This is a genomic window from Streptomyces sp. SCSIO ZS0520, assembly GCF_025643355.1.
Lineage (GTDB): Bacteria > Actinomycetota > Actinomycetes > Streptomycetales > Streptomycetaceae > Streptomyces > Streptomyces physcomitrii.
Window position 1 is genome coordinate 3,446,410 of sequence record NZ_CP092644.1, and the last position, 23,422, is coordinate 3,469,831.

The 23,422-nt window shown below is 67.8% G+C and carries 15 protein-coding genes; 9 read left to right on the top strand and 6 right to left on the bottom strand.

Annotated elements, in window-relative coordinates:
• Positions 1 to 213 precede the first annotated feature (213 nt).
• The 5 genes from MID12_RS13175 to MID12_RS13195 form a co-directional block, all read right to left on the bottom strand.
• Complete coding sequence (locus MID12_RS13175) at positions 214 to 1,431, bottom strand: hypothetical protein (RefSeq protein ID WP_263167214.1); 1,218 nt, start codon at positions 1,429 to 1,431, stop codon at positions 214 to 216.
• Positions 1,431 to 2,927, bottom strand: coding sequence for an SAM-dependent methyltransferase (locus MID12_RS13180; RefSeq protein ID WP_263173118.1), 1,497 nt, complete (start codon positions 2,925 to 2,927; stop codon positions 1,431 to 1,433). The genes MID12_RS13175 and MID12_RS13180 overlap by 1 nt, the downstream gene beginning before the upstream one ends.
• Before the next feature lie 5 nt (positions 2,928 to 2,932).
• On the bottom strand, positions 2,933 to 3,124 hold the full coding sequence (locus MID12_RS13185; RefSeq protein ID WP_263167215.1) for a hypothetical protein: 192 nt from the start codon (positions 3,122 to 3,124) through the stop codon (positions 2,933 to 2,935).
• Positions 3,125 to 3,486: 362 nt separating this feature from the next.
• Positions 3,487 to 4,806, bottom strand: coding sequence for a 7-cyano-7-deazaguanine synthase (locus tag MID12_RS13190; RefSeq protein WP_263167217.1), 1,320 nt, complete (start codon positions 4,804 to 4,806; stop codon positions 3,487 to 3,489).
• Positions 4,803 to 5,591, bottom strand: coding sequence for a hypothetical protein (locus MID12_RS13195; protein WP_263167218.1), 789 nt, complete (start codon positions 5,589 to 5,591; stop codon positions 4,803 to 4,805). Before MID12_RS13195 ends, MID12_RS13190 begins: the two co-directional genes overlap by 4 nt.
• A gap of 470 nt (positions 5,592 to 6,061) precedes the next feature.
• Between MID12_RS13195 and MID12_RS13200 the strand changes: the two genes are divergently transcribed.
• Together MID12_RS13200 and MID12_RS13205 are read left to right on the top strand one after the other, a co-directional pair.
• Positions 6,062 to 6,814 (top strand): hypothetical protein, encoded by a 753-nt coding sequence (locus tag MID12_RS13200; protein ID WP_263167219.1) that lies wholly within the window; start codon positions 6,062 to 6,064, stop codon positions 6,812 to 6,814.
• A 294-nt stretch (positions 6,815 to 7,108) separates the two neighbouring features.
• On the top strand, positions 7,109 to 7,405 hold the full coding sequence (locus tag MID12_RS13205; RefSeq protein WP_263167221.1) for a hypothetical protein: 297 nt from the start codon (positions 7,109 to 7,111) through the stop codon (positions 7,403 to 7,405).
• Here MID12_RS13205 and MID12_RS13210 read toward each other — a convergent pair.
• A complete protein-coding gene (locus MID12_RS13210; RefSeq protein ID WP_263167223.1) occupies positions 7,369 to 8,013 on the bottom strand; it encodes a DUF433 domain-containing protein in 645 nt (214 codons plus the stop codon). The two genes, MID12_RS13205 and MID12_RS13210, sit on opposite strands and share 37 nt — an antisense overlap.
• A 289-nt stretch (positions 8,014 to 8,302) precedes the next feature.
• On the opposite strand from MID12_RS13210, the gene MID12_RS13215 reads away from it, so the two are divergent.
• The 7 genes from MID12_RS13215 (at position 8,303) to MID12_RS13245 (ending at position 23,323) form a co-directional block, all read left to right on the top strand.
• Positions 8,303 to 9,892 (top strand): TIGR02677 family protein, encoded by a 1,590-nt coding sequence (locus tag MID12_RS13215; RefSeq protein WP_263173121.1) that lies wholly within the window; start codon positions 8,303 to 8,305, stop codon positions 9,890 to 9,892.
• Positions 9,889 to 11,214 carry a TIGR02678 family protein gene (locus tag MID12_RS13220; protein ID WP_263167224.1) on the top strand — a complete coding sequence of 442 codons (1,326 nt, stop codon included), beginning with the start codon at positions 9,889 to 9,891 and terminating at the stop codon, positions 11,212 to 11,214. The genes MID12_RS13215 and MID12_RS13220 overlap by 4 nt, the downstream gene beginning before the upstream one ends.
• Positions 11,211 to 11,906 (top strand): hypothetical protein, encoded by a 696-nt coding sequence (locus MID12_RS13225; RefSeq protein WP_263167226.1) that lies wholly within the window; start codon positions 11,211 to 11,213, stop codon positions 11,904 to 11,906. The genes MID12_RS13220 and MID12_RS13225 overlap by 4 nt, the downstream gene beginning before the upstream one ends.
• 29 nt (positions 11,907 to 11,935) lie before the next feature.
• Positions 11,936 to 15,466, top strand: a complete 3,531-nt coding sequence (locus MID12_RS13230; protein ID WP_263167228.1) for a TIGR02680 family protein — start codon at positions 11,936 to 11,938, stop codon at positions 15,464 to 15,466.
• Positions 15,463 to 16,743, top strand: coding sequence for a TIGR02679 family protein (locus tag MID12_RS13235; RefSeq protein WP_263167230.1), 1,281 nt, complete (start codon positions 15,463 to 15,465; stop codon positions 16,741 to 16,743). The genes MID12_RS13230 and MID12_RS13235 overlap by 4 nt, the downstream gene beginning before the upstream one ends.
• Positions 16,744 to 16,950: 207 nt before the next feature.
• Positions 16,951 to 21,339 carry a hypothetical protein gene (locus MID12_RS13240; protein WP_263167232.1) on the top strand — a complete coding sequence of 1,463 codons (4,389 nt, stop codon included), beginning with the start codon at positions 16,951 to 16,953 and terminating at the stop codon, positions 21,337 to 21,339.
• 583 nt (positions 21,340 to 21,922) lie between these two features.
• On the top strand, positions 21,923 to 23,323 hold the full coding sequence (locus MID12_RS13245) for an MGMT family protein (RefSeq protein WP_263167235.1): 1,401 nt from the start codon (positions 21,923 to 21,925) through the stop codon (positions 23,321 to 23,323).
• The last annotated feature ends 99 nt before the right edge of the window (positions 23,324 to 23,422 follow it).

Here is a 23,422-nt window from a genome sequence, read left to right on the forward strand (position 1 = left end):
CAGAGCCCTCGCCGCACAACGCGGCTTCGAATCCGCCGCCTCCGTCAACCACGGTCCCCGCAACCAGCCTTTCGAACTGGCTCAGCAGGTCCTGTTGGACCTCAGCTTGGTCGGACCTCGGCCACCACACTGCGAGCCATAGCCCGTGGTGAAGCGAGGTGATGGGTATTGATCGACCGCCGAAGCGGCAACGGGTCTGAAGGGCTCGGCTGGTCACGCCATCGGTGTCGGTTCCCGGAGGACGCCGGCCTTCGCTGAGATGTCGCGCAGGAGCGCCTCCCGCAGGGTGTGCAGCGTCGCGATCTTGGCGCCGAGGAGTCGCGCCGCGGCGTGCAGGGGATCGGCCACCGCGTGGAAATCGGTGCGCGTGAACCGGTCTGGCCAGGTGACCTCCAGGCGCTTGAGGGCGCCGGCCGAGATTTCCCGCCCGTTCTGGCCCTGCGCCAGCCGCGCGATGTCGCTGCTCCTGCTCCTGAGTTCGTGGAGCAGCCACCAACCGTCCTCGTCCTCACCAGGTCGTATGGCCACGACGCTTCTGAGCGGTGTTGCTGGTTGGCTCAGCACAACGATGTGTGCACCGTCGGAACGGGTGCTCAGCAGCAAGGTGCCGGGAGGGGATGCCTCGCCGTCGTTCGCTGGACTGCACAGACGGAACCCCTGGACATGGGGCACTGGGAGGTCGTAGAGATCTTTAGGGGCGACTGCATCGGTTACGTCGGTGGTGGGTTCTGTGGGCAGCGAGGGAAGCGAGCGTTCGGAACCTTTGCCCGTCTTCGACTTGGCGACTTTCGCGAGTGATCGTGTCTCCCACGGCGGAATCGTCGACGCCCAGTCGTCATGAAGGGCGTCGGCCAGTTCCACCGCCTTGCGGGCGGCCTCCTGGTAGAGGGCGGTCATCTCCTCGATGAGGCCGAAGGCCCGGTGGTACGCGCTGATGACGTCTGGCGGAGGCAGTGGAAACAGAATGCGGTGGAGGGTTTCGAGGCTGATGGTGGGCTCGATATGTGCCGTCACATCCTCGTCGATGCGAGCCTTCGCCGTCGGTGTCTGTAGCCAGATACGCAGCCACCGCACTATGTGCGGCTCAGCGCGGATGATGCCGATTGACCTGGTCGCTGTACATCCCGCGTGCTCGGCGGTGACCAGTGCGGAATCGCCCACCCGTCGAACGAGTACGACGGCCAGATCGCCCTCCCTGAGGGTTGCCCGGCTGGGCGGGGATTCGCTGGGCCGATACGCATTGGCCCTGGGCGAGAGGATCCTGCCGTTCTGGACGAACGTCGAGCTGACGACTCCTGCAGTCTGATCGCCAGTCGCGTCGTCGAGGAAACCGGAAGTGGTGTAGATGCGCCCGTGGATCCGCTCATGATTGATGGAGGTCGTCTGCCAATCCGCTTCACCTGAGGCCACATGGTCGGCATTGGCTTCCATCAGATCTCCTCCAAGGCGTCCAACAGTTGGAGTTCCAGGGCGCGCATCTGCTCGAACTGATCGGTTAGTTCGAGCTTGAGCTGCTCGACCCGGCTCCGTGTGTCCCGCTCTGGTCCAGGAGGCTCCACGGCGTACGAGGTCGGCATCAGGCTGGACTCCCGGTTGGCGATCTCCTTGGTGGAGCAGCTTCGGGACCAGCCGACTACGTCGTTGTACGGCGAGGCCGCGGCACCGTTCTCGGAGAGGCCACGCCAGGCCGCCAGGGTGGTCAGGACCGATGCTGTGTTCTTCTCGCTCAGCCTCCGCGCTCTCGAATTCGGGACCGGTTCGAAGGCTCGCCGCGCGTTGACGAACAGCACCTGTTGGCGTCGGTCCCGGACACCCCAGCCGGGGCGCGCGCTCTTGTCCTTGTTGAGCACCCACAGACAGGCGGGAGCTTTGGAGTGACCGAACACGCGAGGTGGCAGAGCGATTACGCACTCGACGAGATCGTCACGCAGGAGGCGTTCGCGGAGCCTTCGGTTGACGGGCTGTCTGCTGTTGGCCACGCTGTCGGCCATCAGGAAGACGGCACGTCCGGCCGGAGCCAGCGCGTGCGCGATGTGCTGAATCCACGCGGAGTTGGCGGATCCTCTGGACGGAGACTCCTCCGGCCACCTGGGATCGACCGGGACCGGGGGAGGCGGCCGACGGACGCCCCGCTCCGTCTTGTCCTCCGGTGCCCAATCGCGCTGGTTGAAGGGGAGGTTGGCCAGGATGATGTCGTGGGGCTCGGGTTCGGGCTCCGCGAGGCTGTCCCCGGGCGGGAAGACGTAAGCCGCGATCCCACGTACCGCGAAGTTCATGCGGGCCACCTGTGAGGTGTGGGCGTGCTGCTCCTTTCCCTGCAAGGACATGGTCGGGTCCAGCCCGACGCTTTCGCGGACGTAGCGGTGACTCTCGACGAGCAGTCCCCCTGAACCGCAGACCGGGTCCAGCACTCTGTGCCTGTCACGGGGGACGGCCACACCGACCATGAGACGCGCCATGTCATCCGGCGTGAAGTAGCGGCTTCCCTCAGCCTGGTCCGCCGAGAGGTCACGGAGGCACTGATCGAGCAGGGGCCCGACCCGCTGGATGGAACCGATGGCCTGGACGAGAGCGTGCAGGTGTCCTTCGGAACCAGAGTGCGGAACGGGCATCAGGCTCGTCGTGCCCGCGTCAGCGCCCTGTTCGTCGGTTGGGGGAAGCCAGTGGCTCAGACACTTGCTCACGGCAGCGCGGATTCCCGAGCCACGCTCTGCCGGCTGCCCCATCAACCACGACCATGTCGGTACGCCGGTGCCGGGCTCGGCGTGCGCTTTCCGGCTCAGGTACAACAACCCGAGGACGAGGCGGGTCGCGTCGTGAGCGTTCATCAGCCGCGAGAGATGCATGCGGTGGCGGCGCACCTTCGCGAGCACCTCGCCGAGCGAGGAGGCACTCTCGGCCTGCACGTGTCCTCCAAGGGCACTCATGTCGCTCACGAGCCCACCACCCCCAGGGCCCCCATGACCACCATAAGGAGCGTCAGGGAGCCAGCGAAGGTCAATGCTCCAGTCTTGAAGGCCGCCGTGGGGCGCTCTCCCTCGACGACGGTCACGACGCCGCCGACCAGAGCGGCAACAAGCGCCGCGAGGACCGCGATGATCACGTACATCAGCCTCAGCTGCACGACGTGGTTCCTTCCTGAGGTCGGGGGATCTCCCACCGGACGAGTGAGCCGGTGATCCCTGGCTTCAGGAAGGACAGTAGAAGACGTAGGCCACGCACCGCCGGGTGCACGCCGTTTGGGATTTCTCTGGGCGCACGCTCAGAGTTCAAGCACTGTGGTCGAGTGCACGTCGTTTGGGATTTGAGACAGCGAGTCTACGACAGGGTGCGTCTGGGCCCTCAACTCACGACCCGAAGGGGTAGGCGAAAAGCCTTGCCCCGGATCAGTGGACGCTCTGCGCAGGGACTGCGTCCAGGACACTTCGACAATGCCGTCCCATAACCACCAAGGCGGCCCTGTGCGACCTGGATCTCGCTCGCCGCCTACGCCGCGTCAGCCTCTGTCGCATCCGCGATCTGAAGCAGCCGGGCCAACTCTTCCCGCCCGCGCCTGATCAAATCGAACGCCAGCGCCGGGTCCGTGTCCGGCGGCAGCGGGGTATCGGTGAAGACATCCGTAAGGGTGTACCGGCCCAGCAGCCACCGCTGCAGCGCCCGCCAGTCGGCACCCCGGTCAAGTGGTAGGTCGTCCGCCCATGGCGATGCCTCGTACTCGGTGCCGTCGATACCGTCGGCGTGGAGTAGCCCGGAGCGGCGCACGAGGCACGGGAAGCAGACGCCGCAGTTGGCGATGGGAGGGCCGCCGCTTCGGCGGGTTGGCGGCTTGCCGCAGCTCAGGGTGGACTCCAGGTCGAACGGGGTGAGGCCCGCAGTACGTCCGGCCTTGCACACCTCGCCTTTCGTGAGCTGTGCCAAGGGGTTGACCACCTGCACCGTGCTCTCCGTGTCGCTCACGGCAGTTACCAAGGCGTTCAGACTGGCCAGCGTCCGCGGGTGCACGGAACGTGTGGAGCAAGCAGCCGAACGCGCGGGTGTCAGAGGCGGATTGAGGGCAAGCTGGCCGTTCTCGGGGATGTGGACGGTGCCCACCCCGTGCGCAGTAGCGGCCCGGATCGCGCCGGCCGCGTACAGCAGGCCACGCGTGCGGGAGGAGGTCTCCAGCCGTGACCCCGAGCCGTCGCCCGCCGGGGTCTGGCTCATCGGCAACAGCAGCACCGGTCGTGTTGCGCCCAGCCGTTCGACGGCCTTGTACACCCGCTGCTGGAGACGCAGCAAGCCGATCTCGCGGAACATCACGAGCAGCAGCGGTCGGGAGTCGTCAGCGTGCGAACGGGTGGCGGCCCAGCTGAGCGAATCCAGTCCGCCGGAGAACAGGGCGACTTCCGAGGCGCGTGGTTCGTCCGGAGAGACCAGTGCCTCCTCGACGTAGTGACCGGTGAGAGGCCGGAAGTCCACATTCCATAGGTCTCCGGTGAGGACTTGGAGCAGCGCGGTGAGGTGGGTACGGACTGCTGCGCTTCCCCATCGCTCGTGTTCCGTTACAGGTACGGCGAGGCTGATCCGCCGGGTCCACCGGTCCCGTACTCCGGTCCGGCGTACGTACTTGTCGGCGATGAACGCAGCCCTGGCGACGCGAAACAGATCCTCGGCCCAGTCGGGGACGGGACCGGGCAGATGGTGCCGGCCAGTGATGCGGCGCTCCTGTTCCTGGAAGGCTTCCTCGCCGATTTCCGTCCAGCGGTCGCTACGAGGTCGGTCGCCCTGGGGGCCGCGCCACCACAAGAAGTCGTCGGAATCGGTCACGCCGCAGCTCCCTCCTCTCCGGTGATCTCCTCAGTGATCAGGCCAAGTACCTTTCCGACCGCCCGCGGTACCAACGACTCGGCGATCTTGGGCAGTGCAGCCGCCGGATCCTGCACAGCGCCCACCACCGACTGCGCGGTATCCACAGCCTGTGCGAGGTCCGTCGCTTCGGCGGACTCCTCACAGGGATTCGGCACCAGGTCCACCACTTTCTCCGCGACCCAGTCGGCGATCCTGCTTTCCGGATCGGTCGCGATGAGCACCGGGACCGACAGCTTGACGTGCTCGGCGACAACGGACCTGAGGAACTCCCCCACCATGTCGGCGAAGAACACCTGGTAGAGGTCGCACAGGATGTCCCAGGTGAAGCCACCGCCGCCGGCGCCTCCGCCCATGGCGTCGTCCAGTTCGGGACGTCTGCTCCGGACATCGCGGACCGCCGCGGCCATGCCCCTGCGCACCGCGGCGTCGGCGAGTGTGCCGCCGTCCCCTCCGACCTCCGACACGAGACGTGCGACAAGCGCGTCCTCCGACTCCGCGCCCTCTGTGGCCAGCGATCCCAGAGCCCCGGCGAGCCTTTCACCGGCCGCACAGGCCGTGTCGTACAATCCGAAGGCCGATCGATCGGCACGGAGTGTCTCGTGCAGGGCGCTCAGGTGGTCCGCCGCGATCTCCTCCAGCCGCTGATCCGCGTTGCGCGAGTCATCCCGCCAGCGCGCCAGCCGCCTCCCGGCGGAGCTCCACGGATCGCCGTTCGGCCCCTTCCATCGCGTGGATGTCCCCACATCGCCCCCAACGATGGTGCTCCAACCTGCACTTCGTCCATGGCATCAGACCGGACGATCCCCAGGTAGGGCGGGACTCGGCCAGGGCCTCACGGACCAGCCAGGTGCTGAAACAGCCGGGGGGTATCACTTCCCGTGACACCTACACCTAGAAGCGTGACCAGCCGTAGCGCTTAGTCACAGACATCACGCAAATCCCCGTTCAGGGCAGGTGCCGGGCTGGCAAGATTGCCCCTTGCGTCATTTGCCCTGCTGTTCATGCCCTCCGCAGAGGGCTCGCTGACGGCGTATCAAATCAGCAACCTCCGACTGCCCGCACCAGACGACATCAGTCGCCTGAAGGCCGCTTGCGATCCGAGTCCGGTTGCAAGTTGTCATCCACCACACGGACAGTCGGCATACGGAGCGGCCACGCCAGCATGGATTCCCGCGGTCGTGCACAGGAACCCGGCGAGCGGAGGGTGAAGCCCATGGCCAAGCTCACGGAGAAGCAGGAGCGGCAACGAGCCGCCAAGCGTGCTCTGCGCTCGGCCCTCGAAGCCGAAGCGGATGACCGGCGGCGCCGCGAGCGGGATGAGCGGTGGGAGCGAGAAGGTACACGCCTAAGCTGGGCGGAGTACGTGGCTGGTGAGCCCTGCCGCGGATGCGGACTGCCCATGACGGATGAGCTGGGGAGCTGGCCACCCCTCCTGAAGTTGTCCGAGGCGGAGAAGCGCGAATACGAGGAAGCCGACCAGAAGTTCCGGGAGCGGCACGCCGACTGCCGGGACGCCCGGTGGACCGTCAGCGGTTCTCGGGTAACGCACTGCTGTTTCTGCTGCCCGCCACCGCCGATGGGGCCGAAGCAGATGGAGAAGCTCGCCAGGCTGTTCGCTTCCTGGCCCTCACGGGAGGAACGCAAGAAGGACTTCGATAGTTGGGATCCCACTCTCCGTTGCGACCACGTGGTGCCTTATATTCAGCATCGCGAGAACACCTACGTCTCCACCCGCCTCGTCGACTGCCCGGAGTGCGGAGAGCGTCGCGGTGTAGTGAGCAGTGAGCGGGTAGGGCCGGCGTACCGCGATGACGGGACCATCCGTGAGCGGGCGGCAGCTGATCGAGAGCGGCTTGCCCGGGAACTGGCTGCCGCCGAGGCGAAGTTGACCCGTCAGCAGAAGAACGCGGCGGCAACCCAACGCCGCATCGCCGAACTCCAGGAAGAGCTCGGCAGTGAGTCTTGATGAGACGCAGCTCAGGCGGCGATGCCAGATCATTTCCCGGCATCGCTTCCCATGGGGTACCGGCCGGGAACCCTCGTGTATCGAGGCGTCAGGACTCAGCGGCCGAATCGCGCCCCGGCCAGTGCTTAGGCAGGGCGACGGCCGGTCCGTGATCTGGAGGCGCTTCTGCCGGGTCGGGTCGATCGACGTCAGAGAGACGAGACGCTGGCCGTCAGCTGCTTCGAGTTCGGACAGGGCGTGAGGAAGGGCCGCGCAGACAGTGGCGATCGCCGTGCCCAGGCCCACCAGACCACCGTGCTTGTTGTTCTGGCGGTACTCGATGCGATGCAGGCCCGACTGTGCGATGGCGGCTACTTCGAGTGGCCGGCCGAGCTGCTTGGTGTCGTTGGTGATGACGACCTCGAAGCCGTCGGCCTTGGCCTTGGCGTACAGCTCGATGTCCTTCGTGCCCGTTCAGCCCTTGAGCTCGTGGACGTGAACGACTTCATGTGCCTTCAACAGGATGCGCACGATCTCGGCCATGGGGCGGGGCACGTTCTCGTCGAGCAGCAGTTTCAAGCGACGACCTGCCGGGGCTCGCTGCTGCCATAGCTGTCGACGTACTCGCTGAAGTCGGCGGCGTCCCGGGCGGCCTCGGCCGTCACGCCTGGGTAGAACTCACCGATCTGGTCCGGCGGGATGCCGTCTCTTACGAGGGCAGCGACATCTGACGCCGGGATCCTGGTGCCTTGGATGACCGGTTCTCCGCCGCGGACCGACTCGTCGACCGCGACATGCTCACGGGGGGTGAGCAGAGCGGGAATGCTGCGGCCGTCCTTATAGAAGGGCGCGAGAACATCCACCATCTGGTGGATGACCACGTTGCCCCCCTTGATCAGGTACACGGCGTGGTCGGGTTCAGCCAGATAGATCGTGTCCGGGCCTGCGACGAGTTTGTAAGAGGAGAGGTGCTCCCACTCGCCGAGGTCTTCTCGAAGTGTGTTCAGCGCACGGCGGATCTTCTGCAACGAAGCCTCTTCGCGCAGCTGCACACAGATACGGAGTGCAACAACGTCGCGGAACGAGTAGAGGATCGGCCTCTCGCTGGAAATCTCGGGCACGAGCACGGCGCCCTTGGGCCCGGAGGCTCGGCGCCAGTGGGACAGCTGGCGCAGCGTCGCGCCGGAAAGGGCCGCGGCGAGTTTGGGTTCGTACGACACCGCGTGCCTCCTTCCGTCTCCGCCCCCATCGATATCGGCCTGAACGTACCCCATTCTCCTGGAGGCCACTCAGCACAGAAACCGAAGGGCCCATTCAGGGTGAGCCGGGGACGTCGGCCGCCCCCATGCCGCACACGCCGCTGCCACGGGAATCGCCACAGGCCGGCACACGTCTGTGGCATTTTCGGCCACCCACCGGTGGCGCCCGTATGCGCCGCGTAACCTCACGGGCATGGGGGCATAAGCATCCGGTGCAGGTCAGGACGCCGACGAGGAGGCGCGGCGGCGGCTGAACGCGTACACGTACCTCAGCGCGCCGGAGCAGCTGGAGCACGTCGCGATCATGCGGGTCTTCTGCGGAACGTTGCTGGCGGATCTCGCCGTCCCGGACATCATGGCGAAACTGCGCCAGGCCGGTGCTTCCGCCGCAGGACTCGACGCCGACACTCTCACGGTCCGGCTGGAACAGCTGGTCCAGTGGGGAAACCTGCTCCGCAGCAGCCACACGGTGAACGCGTCCAGCATCAGTGAGTACCAGCGATCCCGCTCGCGCTACCAGCTGTCGAAACTGGGCGAACGTATCCAGCGGGACGCCGACGGAGTCCTGGCCGAAGCCGACGCCGCCCGCGAGGTGAGCAACGAACTGCTGGCACTGGTCGAGCGCGGACTACGCGAGCTGGCCGACCTTGTGACCGCGCCGGGTGGCGTCGAACCGCAGGACGGACTGGAGCGGATCAGCACGCTGTTCGTGCAGTTCACCGAGTTCGCGGACTCCATACGCGACTTCTACGCCTACCTCGGCCAGGTGCTGTCCCGCTACGACCTGGACAGCGCCGAGTACCAGGGCTTCAAGGAGCTGCTCCTGGACTACGTCGAGGCGATCACGGAGGACGTGGCGTTCCGCGCGCCCCGGATCTCGGCGGCGTTGGACACCCTGTGGCCACACATCCCGGCTCTGCTGGACCGGCTGGACTCCCACGCCCAAGGGCTCACCGGGCTCTCGGCGCAGACGCAGGTGCAGGCGCAGACGGAGGGCGAAAGTCGCCCGGATGTCCGGATCCAGCGCAGCCGGGGCCGCGAGCTCGCGGACTGGGAGGGCCTGCGCGGCTGGTTCAGCAACACCGACGGCCAGGGCAGCCAGGTCGACCAGCTACGCGATGCCACCCTGCGCGCGTTGCAGTCCTTGCTCGCCAACGCCAAGCGGATGCTGCGGTCGGCCACCGGGGAGATGTCCCGGCGCAAGGATCTGCTGCGGCTGGCCCGCTGGTTCGACGAAGCGGCGCCGCGGGACGCACACGACATCGCCGTCGCCGCCTTCGGGCTGTACGGCGCCCGCCATCTGGGCATACCTCCGGCCGCCGACGAGGTGGTGCCCGCCTACACGAGCTGGTGGACCGGTCCGATGGTCGAGGTACCGGTGGCCCTGCGGGAGAGAGGCAGCCGCGCCCAGCGGGGCCGGGCCTCCGCGGTGGAGGACCACTCCGCGCAGAAGCAGCTGCTGAGGGAGGCAGCCCGTCAGCGGGCAGCGGCCAGAGCAGCGGCGGCGGACGAACTGCGCAGCGCATCCGGCCGGTTCGCCGAGGTACGCCTCACGTCAGCGGCACTCAGCCTGCTCCTGGAGCTGCTGGCCACAGCGCTCGGAAACGCACAGCTCAGCAGGCCCGTCAGCACGGACGGGGAGAGGACGGCGGGGTTCGACCTCGACTCGGCCAGCAGTGAAGACGCCGAACTGCGTATCCGCCTCACCGTGCGCCGGACGGCAGGCTCGCGAACGGTGCTGTACTCGGCCGACGGCGACCTGCTGCTGGACGACCTGGAGCTGGACATCGGGCGCACCTCCGCCGCGGTCGACGGCGAAGCGGAGGCGAGCGTGTCATGAGCCTCCCCTCGACTCACGACGTAGCCCTGGCAGCTGAGCGCCGCACCGCCGCCCGCTTGCTGCTCGCCCACCCGCTGGTCGCGTCGGACGGCCCCCACGCCGACCTCTTCCCGCTGATCCGCCGGCACGCCGACTGGCTGGGCAAACGGTTCCAGCAGGTGCTCGGCTACCGCCTGCTGGTCGACAGCTCCTACGCCCGGCTGTTCAAGGCAGGGCTGGGGGCGGGTTCGGGTCATCGGCTGGAGCGCTCCACCGGCACCCCGTTCACCCCACACACGTACGCCTGCCTCGCGCTGGCCCTGTCCGTGCTGGTGACCGCGCCCGAGCAGATGCTGCTGTCACACCTGGTCGCCGATATCAGGGCTGCCGCAGCCGACGCCGGGATCGAGCTGGAGGAAACGGGCCGGGCGGCCGGGAAGCGGACCCTGGTCGCGGCTCTGCGCCAACTCGTCGACTGGGGCGTGCTCATCGAGACCGAGGGCCAGGTGGCCGCGCTTGCGCAGGAGGCGGGCGGAGAAGCCCTGATCACGATAGATCGGGAGCTGGCACGCGTGGTCGTCGCCGGCCCGCTCTCCCAGGCACGGGACGGCGCCGACCTGGTCCGGCGGGCAGCGGACCCGGGCTTCGGCGGACCACGCACCTACGTGCGCCGGATGCTCGTCGAGACACCCGTCGTCCACCTCGACGAGCTGACGGACGCCGAGCGTGACTGGCTGCGTACCCGGCAGCGCCGGGAGGCCCAGGCTTTCTCCGAACTCCTGGGCCTGGAAATGGAGATCCGTGCCGAGGGCGTGGCGCTGGTGGACCCCGACGAGGAGCTGACGGATCTGCACCTGCCGGGCACCGGGACCGTCGCACAGGCCGCGCTGCTGCTGGCGGAACGGCTCGTGGAACGGCTTCGGCCGCAGGAACCGGGGCATCCGGCGACCGGCGGGACGCTCGTCATCGGGGTGGCCGTCCCGGACGGCCTGGTGGATGAGGTGCTGGCCGAGCTCATCACCGAGTACGGGCAGCGCAGCAACTGGCAACGCGGCTACCTGGAGGACCTTCCCTCCCTGCGAGAAGCCGTACTGGACCTGCTGGTCCGCATGCGGCTGATGGCCCGCGCGGGCCGGCTGCGCGCCGAGGGCGAAGGACTGCCGGAGGGGTACGCCGAGGAGGCGTCGGAAGGACGCACGGTGACCGATGTCCATGGCGCACGGCCCGGCGGCGACGGCTGGGTGCTGCTGGCCGCAGCGGCTCGCTACGCCACCCAAGTCACGGTGCGCCCGGCCACCGCAGTCGGCAAAGGCACGGACATTCAAGAGGAGTTGCCGCTATGACCACCGACGCGCGTGACCTCGTTCCGCTGCCGCGTTCCGGCGCTGCGACAACCGCCGGCCCTGCGACGACCGCCGGCACCCGCTTCCGGCTGCACCGGGCGGGCATTCAGAACGTCTGGCAGTACGACGAGCAGGAGTTCTCCTTCGGCGACGGACGGCTGCTGCTGCGCGGCAAGAACGGCGCGGGCAAGTCCAAGGCTCTGGAGATGCTGCTTCCGTATCTTCTGGACGGCGACTCCCGGGCACTGGACGCGACAGGCACCGGCCGCACCACACTTGCCTGGCTGATGCTGGATGGGTTCGAGCAGACCAACCGTCTCGGGTATCTGTGGGTGGAGTTCCGGGGCACGGACGACGACGGCGGTCACCGCCACCTGACGCTCGGTGCCGCCATCCGCGCCTCGAAGTCGACGCAGAAGGCGCTGCCGACGTTCTTCGTCACCCCGCTGCGGATCGGTGAGGACCTGCATCTGGTCGAGGCCGGTAAGCCGCTGCCGGTCGACCGGCTCAAGGAGATCGTCGGCTCCGACAACACGACCGACCGTGCGGTCGAGCACCGCTCACGCGTGGCCCGGGAACTGTTCGGCATCACCGACACGACGCGCTACCGCAACCTCACCCAGCTCCTCCACCGGCTGCGGCGCCCGACGGTCGGCGACCGGATCGAACATGGGGCCTGGTCTCCCTGCTGAGCGAGACCCTGCCGGGGCTCGACGAGGACGTGGTGGAGAAGGTGGCGCGCAACCTCCACGACCTGGACGCCGTACGGGACGAACTCGGCCGCCTGGAACGCACCGACGCGGCCTTGCGCACGTTCCTCACCAGTTACCGCGGCTACCTGGCGGGGGTCCTGCGCACCTCCGCCCAGAGAGTGAGCCACGAGCTGGGTGTCCTCGCTCAGCGGCGCCGGGCGGCGGGAGACGCCGCACAGCGGACGAGCGACCTGAGGACGCAGGAGGAGGAGTCGGAAGGCCGGCTGGAAACCTTGCGCGAGGAGGAACAGGACGCCCGGACCGACCTGGCCGCCCTGCACGCCAGTCACGCCTACCGCAGCCTGCGTGAACTGTCGGAGCGCCGCGGCACGGTGGAGGCGCTGCACACCGCAGCCGCGGCCGCGTTCACCACCCTGCGCAACGCCCACGACGCGGAGGAGGGCTCGGCGGAGCGGCTGGCCGAAGGTGTCGAACACCTCGGAAGTCGGCTGGCCGAGCTGGGAACCGAACACCGGGAGCTGCTGACGCAGGCGGAGAAGGCCGAGCTTCCCACCGGCCATCTCGGCGAGGCAGTGGCTCTGCCGCGCACGGTTCTCGCCCAGGCCACCGAGACCGAGCTGACGACTCCGGAAGGGGAGACGCGTACCGTACGGCACCGGTCGGTGGCCCGCGTGGACGCGGTCACGGCGCGGGAAGGGCTGCGGTCCTGGCAGGCCCAGTTGGAGGACGCCGAGGCGGTCGCGAAAAACCGGGCCCGGATGGTTCAGGAGGTGACCCGCCTCATCTCACGGGCGGACGAGGCCCGGGCCACGGCGGCTCAGGCCGATGCCGAGCGGGAACGGCTGGAGGGCGAGGCGGAAGACGCCGCCGGCCATCTCGACGGCAGCCGTCAGAAGGTCGCCGACGAGAGCGGCGCCTACACCCGTCAAGTCGCTGAGTGGGCGGCGCGCACGCAGAATGCGCTGGGCCCCGACTGCCCGTCGCTGAACGCCGTCCACGCCACCGTCGGCCACGAGACCTCTACCGACGCACCCTTCGCGGACCGCACTCTGCCGCCCGACGTCGACAGCCAGGCGCGGCGGACAGCTCAGGCCGCGTTGGAGCCGTACGGCGAGGAACTCACCGGACGCCGGGACGCCCTGGCACTCGGCGTCAACCGGCTCGGCGAGGAACTCGACCACCTGGCGGAGCAGAAGCGGGACTGGGAGCAACGTACCGACCCCGAGCCACCGGCCCCGCACCATCGCGCCGCCGCGAGGACGCCGGGCAGTGGAGCCCCTTTCTACCGGCTCGTGGACTTCGCGGACGACCTGGCTCCGGCCGAACGGGCTGGCCTGGAAGGGGCGTTGGAGGCGAGTGGAATCCTGGACGCGTGGGTGAGTGCGGACGGCGTCCTTCTCGATCCGCGCACCCGGGACACCCTTCTCCAGTCGGGTCCCGTACTGTCCGACGGGCCATCTCTCGACTCGGCCCTGCGCCCAGCCCCTGAACCGGATTGCGGCGTCACCTCCGAACAGGTCAGAGGTCTCCTGGCCACCATCGCACTCGCATCGACACAGGAGACCTCCGCGCACAACACGGTTTTCTACGACGGCAGTTGGCGCCTGGGTGTACTCAGCGGCCGTCATGACAAGGGCGACACCGAGTACGTGGGGGCCGCCGTACGCGCCGAGACTCGGCGACGCGCCCTCGCCGAGTTGGAGGAGCGGATCGCGCATACGGAACAGCGGCTGGCCGATGTCCGCGAAGAGCTCGCCGTAGCCGATGCCATGCGTCGGGCTCTCACGCTCGCGGAACGCGATTTCCCCAGGGCACGGAATCTCGCGGACGCATGGAGCAGGACTGAATCAGCCGAGCGGACCCTGCGCGACCTGACCGCCAAGGCGACCCGGGCGGCACGGCTGGCCGAGGAGACACGCGCTCTCGCGGTATCGGCGCGGACCGAGGCGGAGGCCACCGCGACCGCCCACGACCTGCCCGGCGACTCCTCCTCCCTGGACCGTGTGCGCACCGCACTGGCCGGTCTGCTCAGTGGTATCGGGCATCTGCGCAGGGCCGTCAGCGGCACGGGCGAGCGGCTCGGTACGAACCAAGCCGATGCCGACCGGTACGGACGCGCCCGCGAGGATCGCCTGGCCGCGGACGAAAGCTACCGGCTCCACCTCGCCGGACTGCGCACCGCCGAGCAGGACCTGCGCACCCGCGAGGAGGCCATCGGGTCGTCCGAGGAGGAAATCCTCTCCCGCGAGCAGGACGCCAAGCAGCGCATCACGAACGCCGTCCAAGCGCTCCCCGCGGCACAACGAGCTCGCGACGATTTCCACGACCTTCGCGTGCGCGCGGAAGAGGACGAGAAGCGCCTGCGCGGGACCCTGGCGGACCAGGAAACGGCGGTCATCGACACCGGCAGCGCTCTCCGCGGTGCTCTCGGCCGACCGGAGGTGGTACTCGGCGCCGGCCTCGACCGGTCCTCGCTGCCCGAGTACGTCTCGGACGATCCCGGCGCGGACGTCCGCAGCCGTCTGCATGCGCTGCGGGCCCTCGCCGAAGCCGTGGCGCAGGCCCTCGGCCGCCCGAAGGGCGAGGTGTCGGACAGCACCTTGCTCAACCGCCACACCGATCTGCGCGACCAACTGGCCGGCGGGTTCGACGCGCAGCTGGAGGAGCGCGACGGGATCAAGGTGTGCCGCTTGGTCGACGACCACGGGTCCCATGACGTCGCGGCCGTGGGCGAGCGGATCGCGGTCCAGGCGGCGGAGGCTCGGGGACGGCTCACCGAGCGCGAACGCGAAGTGTTCCAGCGGTTCCTGACCGGTGAGCTCGGCGACCACCTCTCGGCGCAGGTCATCACCGCGGCGAACCTGGTCGCGGCTCTCAACGACACTCTGAAGACCGTACGCACCTCCCACGGCCTCGGCGTCGAGCTGCTGTGGAAGCTGGACGAGGACGTGGACGCGGATGTGCGCGCGGCCGTCGAGTTGCTGCGCAGTCCGTCGAGCCTCAGGACGCGCGACCAGACCGAGCAGCTGCGCGAGGTGCTGCAACGCCGGATCGAGGACGCCCGCCGCGCCGACCCCTCAGCCGGTTACGCCGCCCATCTGCGGACCGCGCTGGACTACCGCGACTGGTTCCGCTTCCACACCTTCGTGGTCGAGGACGCGGCCCCGGGCCGCCGTAGGAAACTCACCGGGCGGACCGGTCTCAGCCAGGGCGAACAACGAGTCCTCTCCTACCTCGTGCTCTTCGCCGCGGCAGCCGCCCACTTCACCAGCCTCGCCGAGTCGGCACCGCACGCGCCGCGCCTGATCCTCCTGGACGACGCCTTCGCCAAGGTCGACGAACCCACCCATGGCCGGCTGGGCCGTATCCTCGTCGACCTCGATCTCGACTTCGTCCTCACCAGCGAGCGGCTCATGGGCAACTGGCCCGAGGTTCCGTCCCTGCACATCTACGAGTGCCTCCGTGATCCCCATGTGCGCGGGGTGGCCACCCTGCACTACACCTGGAACGGTCGGCACCGGCGTCTGGTGTCCGTATGAGCGGGCTGCCCGCCGCAACGCGCGACTGGCTGACGGGACCTGGACTCACCCGGCTCTGGCAGGGTGCACGTAAACGCCTGGAGAGCAACGGCGTACAGGACACGGGTTCGCTCCGGCTGACCGCGATGAACGCCCAGGAACGCAACGACCTGTCTCTCCTGCTGGGCAAACCTCTCACAGGCGCCGCCGTGACCATACGGCTCGACGTGCTCGATGCACGGCTTCGCGCTTCGGCCGCCGGACTCGGACTCAGACGGACCCTGGAGGAACTCGGCCCACCACTCACCGACCGCCGTGCCGCCCGCGCGGACGTGGCGGCACGGCGGGAGCAGGTGTGGTCGTCCCTTGCATCGTCACTGGACGCCTCCCCGCTCGCCGACCAGGAATGGCCCCGGCAGTGGTACGACCTGCTGCGCCGTGCCGGTGTTCCGAGAGGAGTGACGCCCGAAGCGGCGACATGGACCCTCCAGCAGGCGGTCCAAGTCCTCACCGCTCTCCTCGGACCCGACGGACCTGAACGCAACGGCACACGCGGTCGAGGAGAACTCGCCGCCATGACGACCGGCTCCGCGCACGGCCTGGACGACGGCACCTGGCTCGCACGCCTCGTCCAACGCGGGGTCGCCCTCGCGCACGGCACCGAGTTCCCCGACGACGCGGCCGGCCGACGCGCTCTGTGGCGGCTGGTGTCCGTCACGCCGGACGAGGTCTCCAGCACGGTGCTGACGTACGGGCTGCGATCCGACGGCGAGGGCTGGCGGGAGCGTGCTCTGCGGGAGCGGGCCGACCATCACGCCGAAGTGCACGTCACGCCACGCGACCTGCATGGCCTGCGGCTGCAGCTCCCCGCCGGAACGCTCATCCACATCTGTGAGAACCCGCGCGTGGTGGAAGCCGCGGCGGACGCGGCCTGCGTCCAGCCCCTGGTGTGCACCTCCGGCAGCGCGGCCACCGTGGTCTTCACACTTCTCGACGCCCTCGCCGCCACGGGTTGCCGCTTCGCGTACCACGGCGACTTCGACTGGCCGGGGATCGCTCTGGCCAACCGGGTCATCCGCCGCTACGAAGCCCGGCCGTGGCGCATGGGCACCGCGGATTACGAGCACCTGGCCGCTCGCAGTCAGGCCGAGGGCATCCCTCAACTGGCCCTCGACGGCCAGCCGGTCGACGCGGACTGGGACCCGGATCTCGCCCACGCCATGATCGCCCTCGGCGTCGCGCTCCATGAGGAGGCCACTCTCGACCTTCTGGTGGACGACCTGTCGCGTCAGACGTAGGGGGCGGCGGCGCCATGCTGGGTTCTGGGGAAGATCGCCAGCGTCCCTCAGCCGGTCCGTCACCGCCGCCAGACGCATGATCCCGGCCGACCTTGTCCGGAGCGTCAGCAGCAGTCCATGGGCGCAACGCGGTGATTCTGGAAGGCCGCCTGTTGTCTCCTGCCGAAGCACTAATGTGGACAAACACGTGTGACGGAAGGATGGGGCATGCCGGAAGTGCCTGCAGAGAAGAACGAGTTGGCGCTGACGGAGGTCTTGAGACAGGCCGAGGTCGGCGAGGTGGTCGCATCCGAGCTCGAGAAGTGGCAGCAGGCACACAACACGCGGATCGTCTTCGACCGATGGCTCACCCCTGGCAAGAGCAGGGCAGTTCTGGCGGCGGTCGCACTGACTGGCCCGGTCTTCAACGGCAAAGTCGTCATGAAGGTGTGTCCTCCGGGTACGACCACTGGCCGGGAGCCCGGTCGGCACGCCAAGGCACTTGAGGAAGCCCCCGAGGGATTCGCCGAGCGGCATCTGGTCAGGCAGCCAGTTGAACCCGTCAGCGTTCCGGGTGGTATCAAGGTGATGTTCCAGGAGATCGCCGGCGGCAGCATTCGCGATGTCCGGCCGCTCTCGGCCACTCTGCGTGGTCGTGAACTGCCGGAACTCGTCGGGGAGGTGGCGCGCTCGATCCTCAGCGACTGGAACCCTACTCTGACGGACATCCGCCGCATGGCAGTGCGAGACTTCGTTCTGGACCATGTGGGCACCCGGACGGATAAGGACGGCCCGGTCGCGAAGCTGGCCGAGCAGCTGGCCTACGATCCGGTGGACGATCAAGTGCCACTATGGATCACGTTCGCAACCGGTGGGGTCGTACCTAACGTTGTTGCCTGGCTAGAACGCCCCATCTGGGACGGTCTGGACAGCGCCCACGTGCTCGCGATCCTCGGCCGGGCCCACGGCGATCTTCACGCCGACAACATTCTGCTGCCGATGTCACCAGTCGCGGACGCCACCGCGTACCGGCTGATCGATCTCTCCGGATACCGGGCTGATGCACCGCTCTCCCAAGACCTCACCCACCTGACGCTCGCTCTCATTCTCAGAGAGTTGCCGGAGCTCACGGAACGCCAACGCAGCGTCCTGGCTGAGTTCCTGGTCGATCCTGAGGCGGACACGGATGCCGTGCTCCATGTTGTGGGTCTGGGCAACCTCTCAAATGACATCGCCCAGGCCGGTGAGGTGTACGCGAGACAGCTGTCGATGCCGGACGACTGGCAGGACCAGTACCTCCTGTCGCTGGCGGGGAACGCGCTGCTTTTCGCGACGCGGGACACGACGGTTGGGCTTCAGGAGCGGGCGTGGTGCTTCCAGTTGGCCTGCAGGTCCCTGGGTCGGTTCTTCTCCATGCACGGACTGCACGCGCCCACAGCGACTGCTCCGCGATGCACCCTCACTCGGGCCGTCGAAGCTACTCCACAGGTCTCGGCCGCAGTCGACCGGCTTGCCGAGAACTGCGACCGCTGGACCGCCCGTCGTACGACCATTGCTGTCATCGATTCAGCCGCTTTCGGGGAGGAAGATCTCCAAAAGTTCGCCGGGCTCGGCTGGAACCTGGTCGTGGAGCTCAACCCGGACACCGATGTCGACGGCGGTTGGAAAGCGGCTACCTCCACGGGCGGCGGCCGGATCCACCGGCTCCAGCTGCGTGATCAGGACATGATGTTCGGCCGCAACAGCACCAACTGGATCGCGGCGGCAGGGATCCGCGGCGCGGACCCGGTCTCTCCAACCACCGCCCTGCGCCGCTGGCGCTCCACGTATCTGCCGTTCGTACGGGAGTCAATTGAAGCGCTCAACCGTCACTCAGGGAGGCCAGCGACCGTCGTCTGCTTCGGCGAGGGCGGCAGCGCTGAACGAGCTCTAGTCGAAGCTTGCATCGACGTCTTCGGCGACCGGGCGAGGATTCTCTCGATCTCGGGCACCGGCGAGGGCAGCCTTGCCGAGTACGACGCCGAACTCCTCGCGTGCGAGCCCGCGGACCTTCTGGGCGCGTTGCCTAAGCCCTCGTCGGTTGAGGCGCTACGTCGGCGGCCGAGGGTGCCGGCCGAGAAGGGCTTCGTGAATGTCCCCGACGGGTTGCTGTCGCGCTTCGAGGACGCGGCGGTACTGCTGCATTCCGAGGTCGGGGTCGAATCGGAGGCGGGCGAGTACGAGGTGGGTGCCTTTTACCGGGGCCGTCCCATCTCGTGGTTCGAGCTGGACCTCCACCTGGATCTGCCGCGGGCGATCACTGAGGACTTTATCGGCCAGGTGCGCACGGCTCTGGAACAGCGCGACACCCTGCGGGTGATGCTCGCCCACAGCCCCGGCGCCGGGGGCACGACCATCGCCCGCCGGGTGGCCTGGACTCTCAAGGACGAGTTCCCCACGGTCGTGGCCCGCAGCAGCCAGGACGAAGCAGTCCTCTCTCAGCTGGCGTCCGACCTGTCGTCCGAGACGGGAAGCCCTGTCCTTCTCCTGTTGGAGCTGCTCTCTGAGTCCTCCCAGGAGCGGTTGTACGAGTTGCTGCGGGCGAGCAGTGTGCCGGTCGTAATGCTGATCACCGCACGCCGCAGTTCTGTCGGCCACGGTGTCGCCCAGGCGTCGACCCAGCGCAGCCTGCGGGTCGGGGCGATGCAGCGGGACGACCGGTTCAAGATGGCCCGGCACTTCACTGATCTAGTACCGGACCGAGAGGACGCCCTATTTGAGTTGTTCACTGAGGATTCCGACCACAGCGTTCCGTTCTTCTTCGCCCTGACTGCATTCAACAATGAGTTCGAGGGGCTGCCCGGTTACGTCGCCCCGTTCCTCGGCCAGATCTCGGACGTCGACCGGGAGATCTGCATACTGCTGGCCCTGGCCCACCGCTTCAGTGGTGTTCCGGTGTCCTCGGACTTGTTCACGGACCTGCTCGGGGTGGCGCCAGCCGACGACGTGGATCTCCGTCTGCATGTCGACGATCGAGTGCTGCCACTTCTGATCGAGGAGAGCGACGGAATGTGGCGGCTGTCGCACAGCCTGATCGCCGAGGAGGTGCTGCGTCAGCTGCTGGCACCGTCTGGAGCGACCACGGGTCCGGAGGACTGGAAAGCCGCGCTGCCGGGTTGGTCCGAAACGCTCATCGCTCAAGCTGGCCGGGTCTTCCAGAACCGCCTCCCGGACGACATGAAGATCCTGCTGGACCGCCTCTTCATCATGAGGGATGCCCGGGAACCCGTGGAGTTCCAGCGGACCGGCACTTACACGGAGCTGCTTCAGCAGATGACCGTGCCCGGGCGCAAGCAGGTGATGCATGCCCTAGTACAGGCGTTCCCGAACGAATCGCACTACTGGGGCCACTACGGTCGCCTGCTGTCCTACGACTCGAGGGACTTCGAGGGGGCCCTGGGCGCGGTGGACAAGGCCATCTTGCTCGCTCCAAGCGACCCGCTGCTGCACCACATGCGAGGTATGGTCTTCCGGAACGAGATCAGGTCCGTGATTGAAAACCGGACCTACTCCCGCCTGGACATGAAGACTCGCGAGGGCCGCATTCTTGAGCTCGTGGAGTCCGCCCGGGCTTCCTTCGACAAGGCCACAGAGCTGGATGACTCCAGCGAGTACGGCCACATCGCCGTGGCTCAGATGTGTATCAAGGTCATCGAGTTCGGGTTCTCGCAGTCCGGAGCCGCCACTTACTCGCAGTTCCTTGCCCGGCAGAGTGCTGGCGCCTATCGGGCACTGCTGGAGGAGGCCGAGAACGCTCTCGACGCGGTGCTGGAGATTCGCGGCTCGGACCGCCTGTCCTACCGGGCGGAGGAAGCGGAGGTCGAACTGCAGAAGCTCTACGACAATTACCAGGCGCTATTGCAGGGTTGGCGGAATCTCCTCTCCCGCGCCGACGTGTACAAGCCGCCCGTGCGGCGTCGGCTGGCCCGTGCGTACCGCCAGCGCAGCGGGTCGTGGCGCAAGGCGCCGACGAGTGACGTGCGTCAGGCGGTTGAGCTTCTGAACGCGAACCTCGTGGACAACCCGCGCGACTTTACGAGTCTGCGGGAATGGCTACAGGCGGCGCGGTTCTTGCCCGCGTCTCTCGACCGCGCGGCCGATTACGTGACCACGTGGGCTCGGACGGAGTCCACCCGGGATGCCCTTTTTTATGACTACGTGCTCGCCTGTCTGCGAGTTCTCGACGGCCAGGACTCGGCTATCGAGGAGTACCGCGCGAAGTTGAACAGGTGCCGCGATCGCACTACTGGCTTCGCCAACCGTCACTCGACCGCCTACGAGTGGTTGGGGGAGGGACAGGAGATAGGTCGGCTGGTCTCCCACCAGGACTTGAAGGAGTGGAACCGCAGAGAGGGAGAACCGCCACCTGCTCATCTGGCTCGCCTGCAAGGCCGCGTTTCCCAGATCAAGAGCCGGGCCTCAGGAACCATCGACTTCGGTCGGGGCATCCAGGCATTCACCGTGCCAAGCCGGGCCGGGCTGGTGCGTGGCGTGCATGAGAACTGGCCTGTTACCGCACTGATCGCCTTCCGCTACGACGGCCCCGAGGCGTGGGCGGTCGAACTCGGTCAGCCTTGATCTGGATGACCCAAGACCCGGCTGCTCAGCCCGAGATAGGCGAAAGTAGCGCAAGAGGCTTGACCGACATCAACGCAGGGAAGCGTCCACGATGCCGCCGCAGGCTCCGCACGGACTACGTCGATACGCTTCGACGCCGAACTGCGGACAACGCACAGAACCGCCGATTGGTTACTGCCCGAGAGCTGGGCCCCTTGGGAGCCATCCGGGAGCCGACCCGCTCCCCAAACCCCTTCAACGCTCTGACCAGGTAGAACAGCGTCTACGCTGGCAAGATCACCATCCGAACCTCATTCGGGACGAAGAGGTCGTGGGTTCAAATCCCGCCACCCCGACAGGGAAGTACCAGATCAGGGACTTGATCCGCGTGGCGGGTCGGGTCCCTGAGTGGTTTCTCGGCCTTCTTGGGAATCGTCGGGGAGTCACCGCCCCTCTCAGTCCTGCTCCCCCTTGATTCTCGAAGCAGTCGGTTTTCGATGGTTCGGCGATCCGGTGATTCCGTGGGGCGGCCCTCACGGGTGCCACCGCCCGCGTACGCTCAGTGCGCCCGACTCACCAGCCGGACGGACGCACCAGGGACACCGTGGATCATCTCTTCACCGTCGACGGCCAGCGGGCCACGCCGATATCGCGGACCGGGATGGCCGCCGAGAACCTGTTGGAGCGGCAGCACCTTCAGGAGTGGGTGATCGCTCATCCCCAGGTGCTCGGGGAGTCGGTGCTCGTGATCACCGCGGAGTACGACCGATGGGCCGACACCGACGGGGTGCCGGCTCGTGACCGGCTGGATGTCCTCGGGCTGGATGCGACGGGGCGCCTCGTCGTGGTCGAGCTGAAGCGTGGCACGGCTGACCGGGACGTCCACCTCCAGGCGATCACGTACGCCGCCCTGGTCTCGCGCTTCGACCTCGACACCCTCGCCCATGCGCACTGCGCCTTCCTGTCCCGTAGAGGGGAGGCACTTGACGTCGAGGCGTGCAGGCAGCGGCTGCTGGACCATGTGGACGGCGAGTGGAGCCCCGCGTTGCTCCAGCGTCCGCGGCAGGTCATCGTGGCCGCCGACTTTCCGAAACAGGTCACGCACTCCGTGGTCTGGCTCTCCGAGATGGGCATCGACATCGATCTCGTACAGGTCGGTCTGTGGCGGGTGGAGGGGCATCTCGTCGCCGGATTCACCAAGGTGTACCCGACTCCGGAGGTGGAGGAGTTCACGCTTGCTCCCGCCCGGGTCGAAGGCGAGGCGGTGGCCAGGAAGTTGCAGGAGCGCTCGCATTCACGCAAGGCCGTCCATGTGCTCGTCGATGCGGGCCTGCTGCCCGAGGGGACCAGGCTGCTGATGACGCCGCGCCACGGCGTCACGGAGGCCATCCGCGCCGACATCCGGTCCTGGGTGGCGCAGGACACTGCCCGAGCGGCCGCCACCTGGACCAATGACACCGCCAAACCCCTGCTCTGGGACGCGGACGGAGCCGCCTACTCCCCCACCGGGCTCGCCAACCACATCTTCACCAGTGTGACCGGCCGCAGCGTGGACGGCATCCAGGGAACGAAGTGGTGGGACGTGGACACCGCCCACGTGCCCGCCGGTGTCGACCCCGAAGCATGGGCGACGCTGGCGGGCTCCGACCTGACCGCTCTGGCCCGACAGGTCACCGGCACCCGCAAGGACTGGACCGAGCTGCACACCCTGCTTGGCGGTGTCACCGCAGGTCGGTGGACCACGTACGGCGATCTGGCGGCGGTGGTCGGCAGCCATCCGGTCCCCATAGGCCAGCACCTCAGGGCCTGCGGCCGATGTCCAAGCCCCTGGCGCGTTCTCACGGCCACCGGAGAAGTCAGCCCCGGCTTCCAATGGCCCGACCCCGCGCGTACGGACACGGCCGCTTCTGTCCTGGCGGGGGAAGGCGTGCGTTTCGACGGAGGAACCGCCGACCCGGAGCAGCGCATGTGCGAGGAAGAACTCCGGCAGCTCCTCGATGCCTGAGAGCCTTCACCGCTCTCAACAACTCTACGGAGGACGGGAATCGCGGCAGGGTCCGGGCGATGAGGGTCGAAGGGAGACCTCACGACCTGCGGTGAGCCA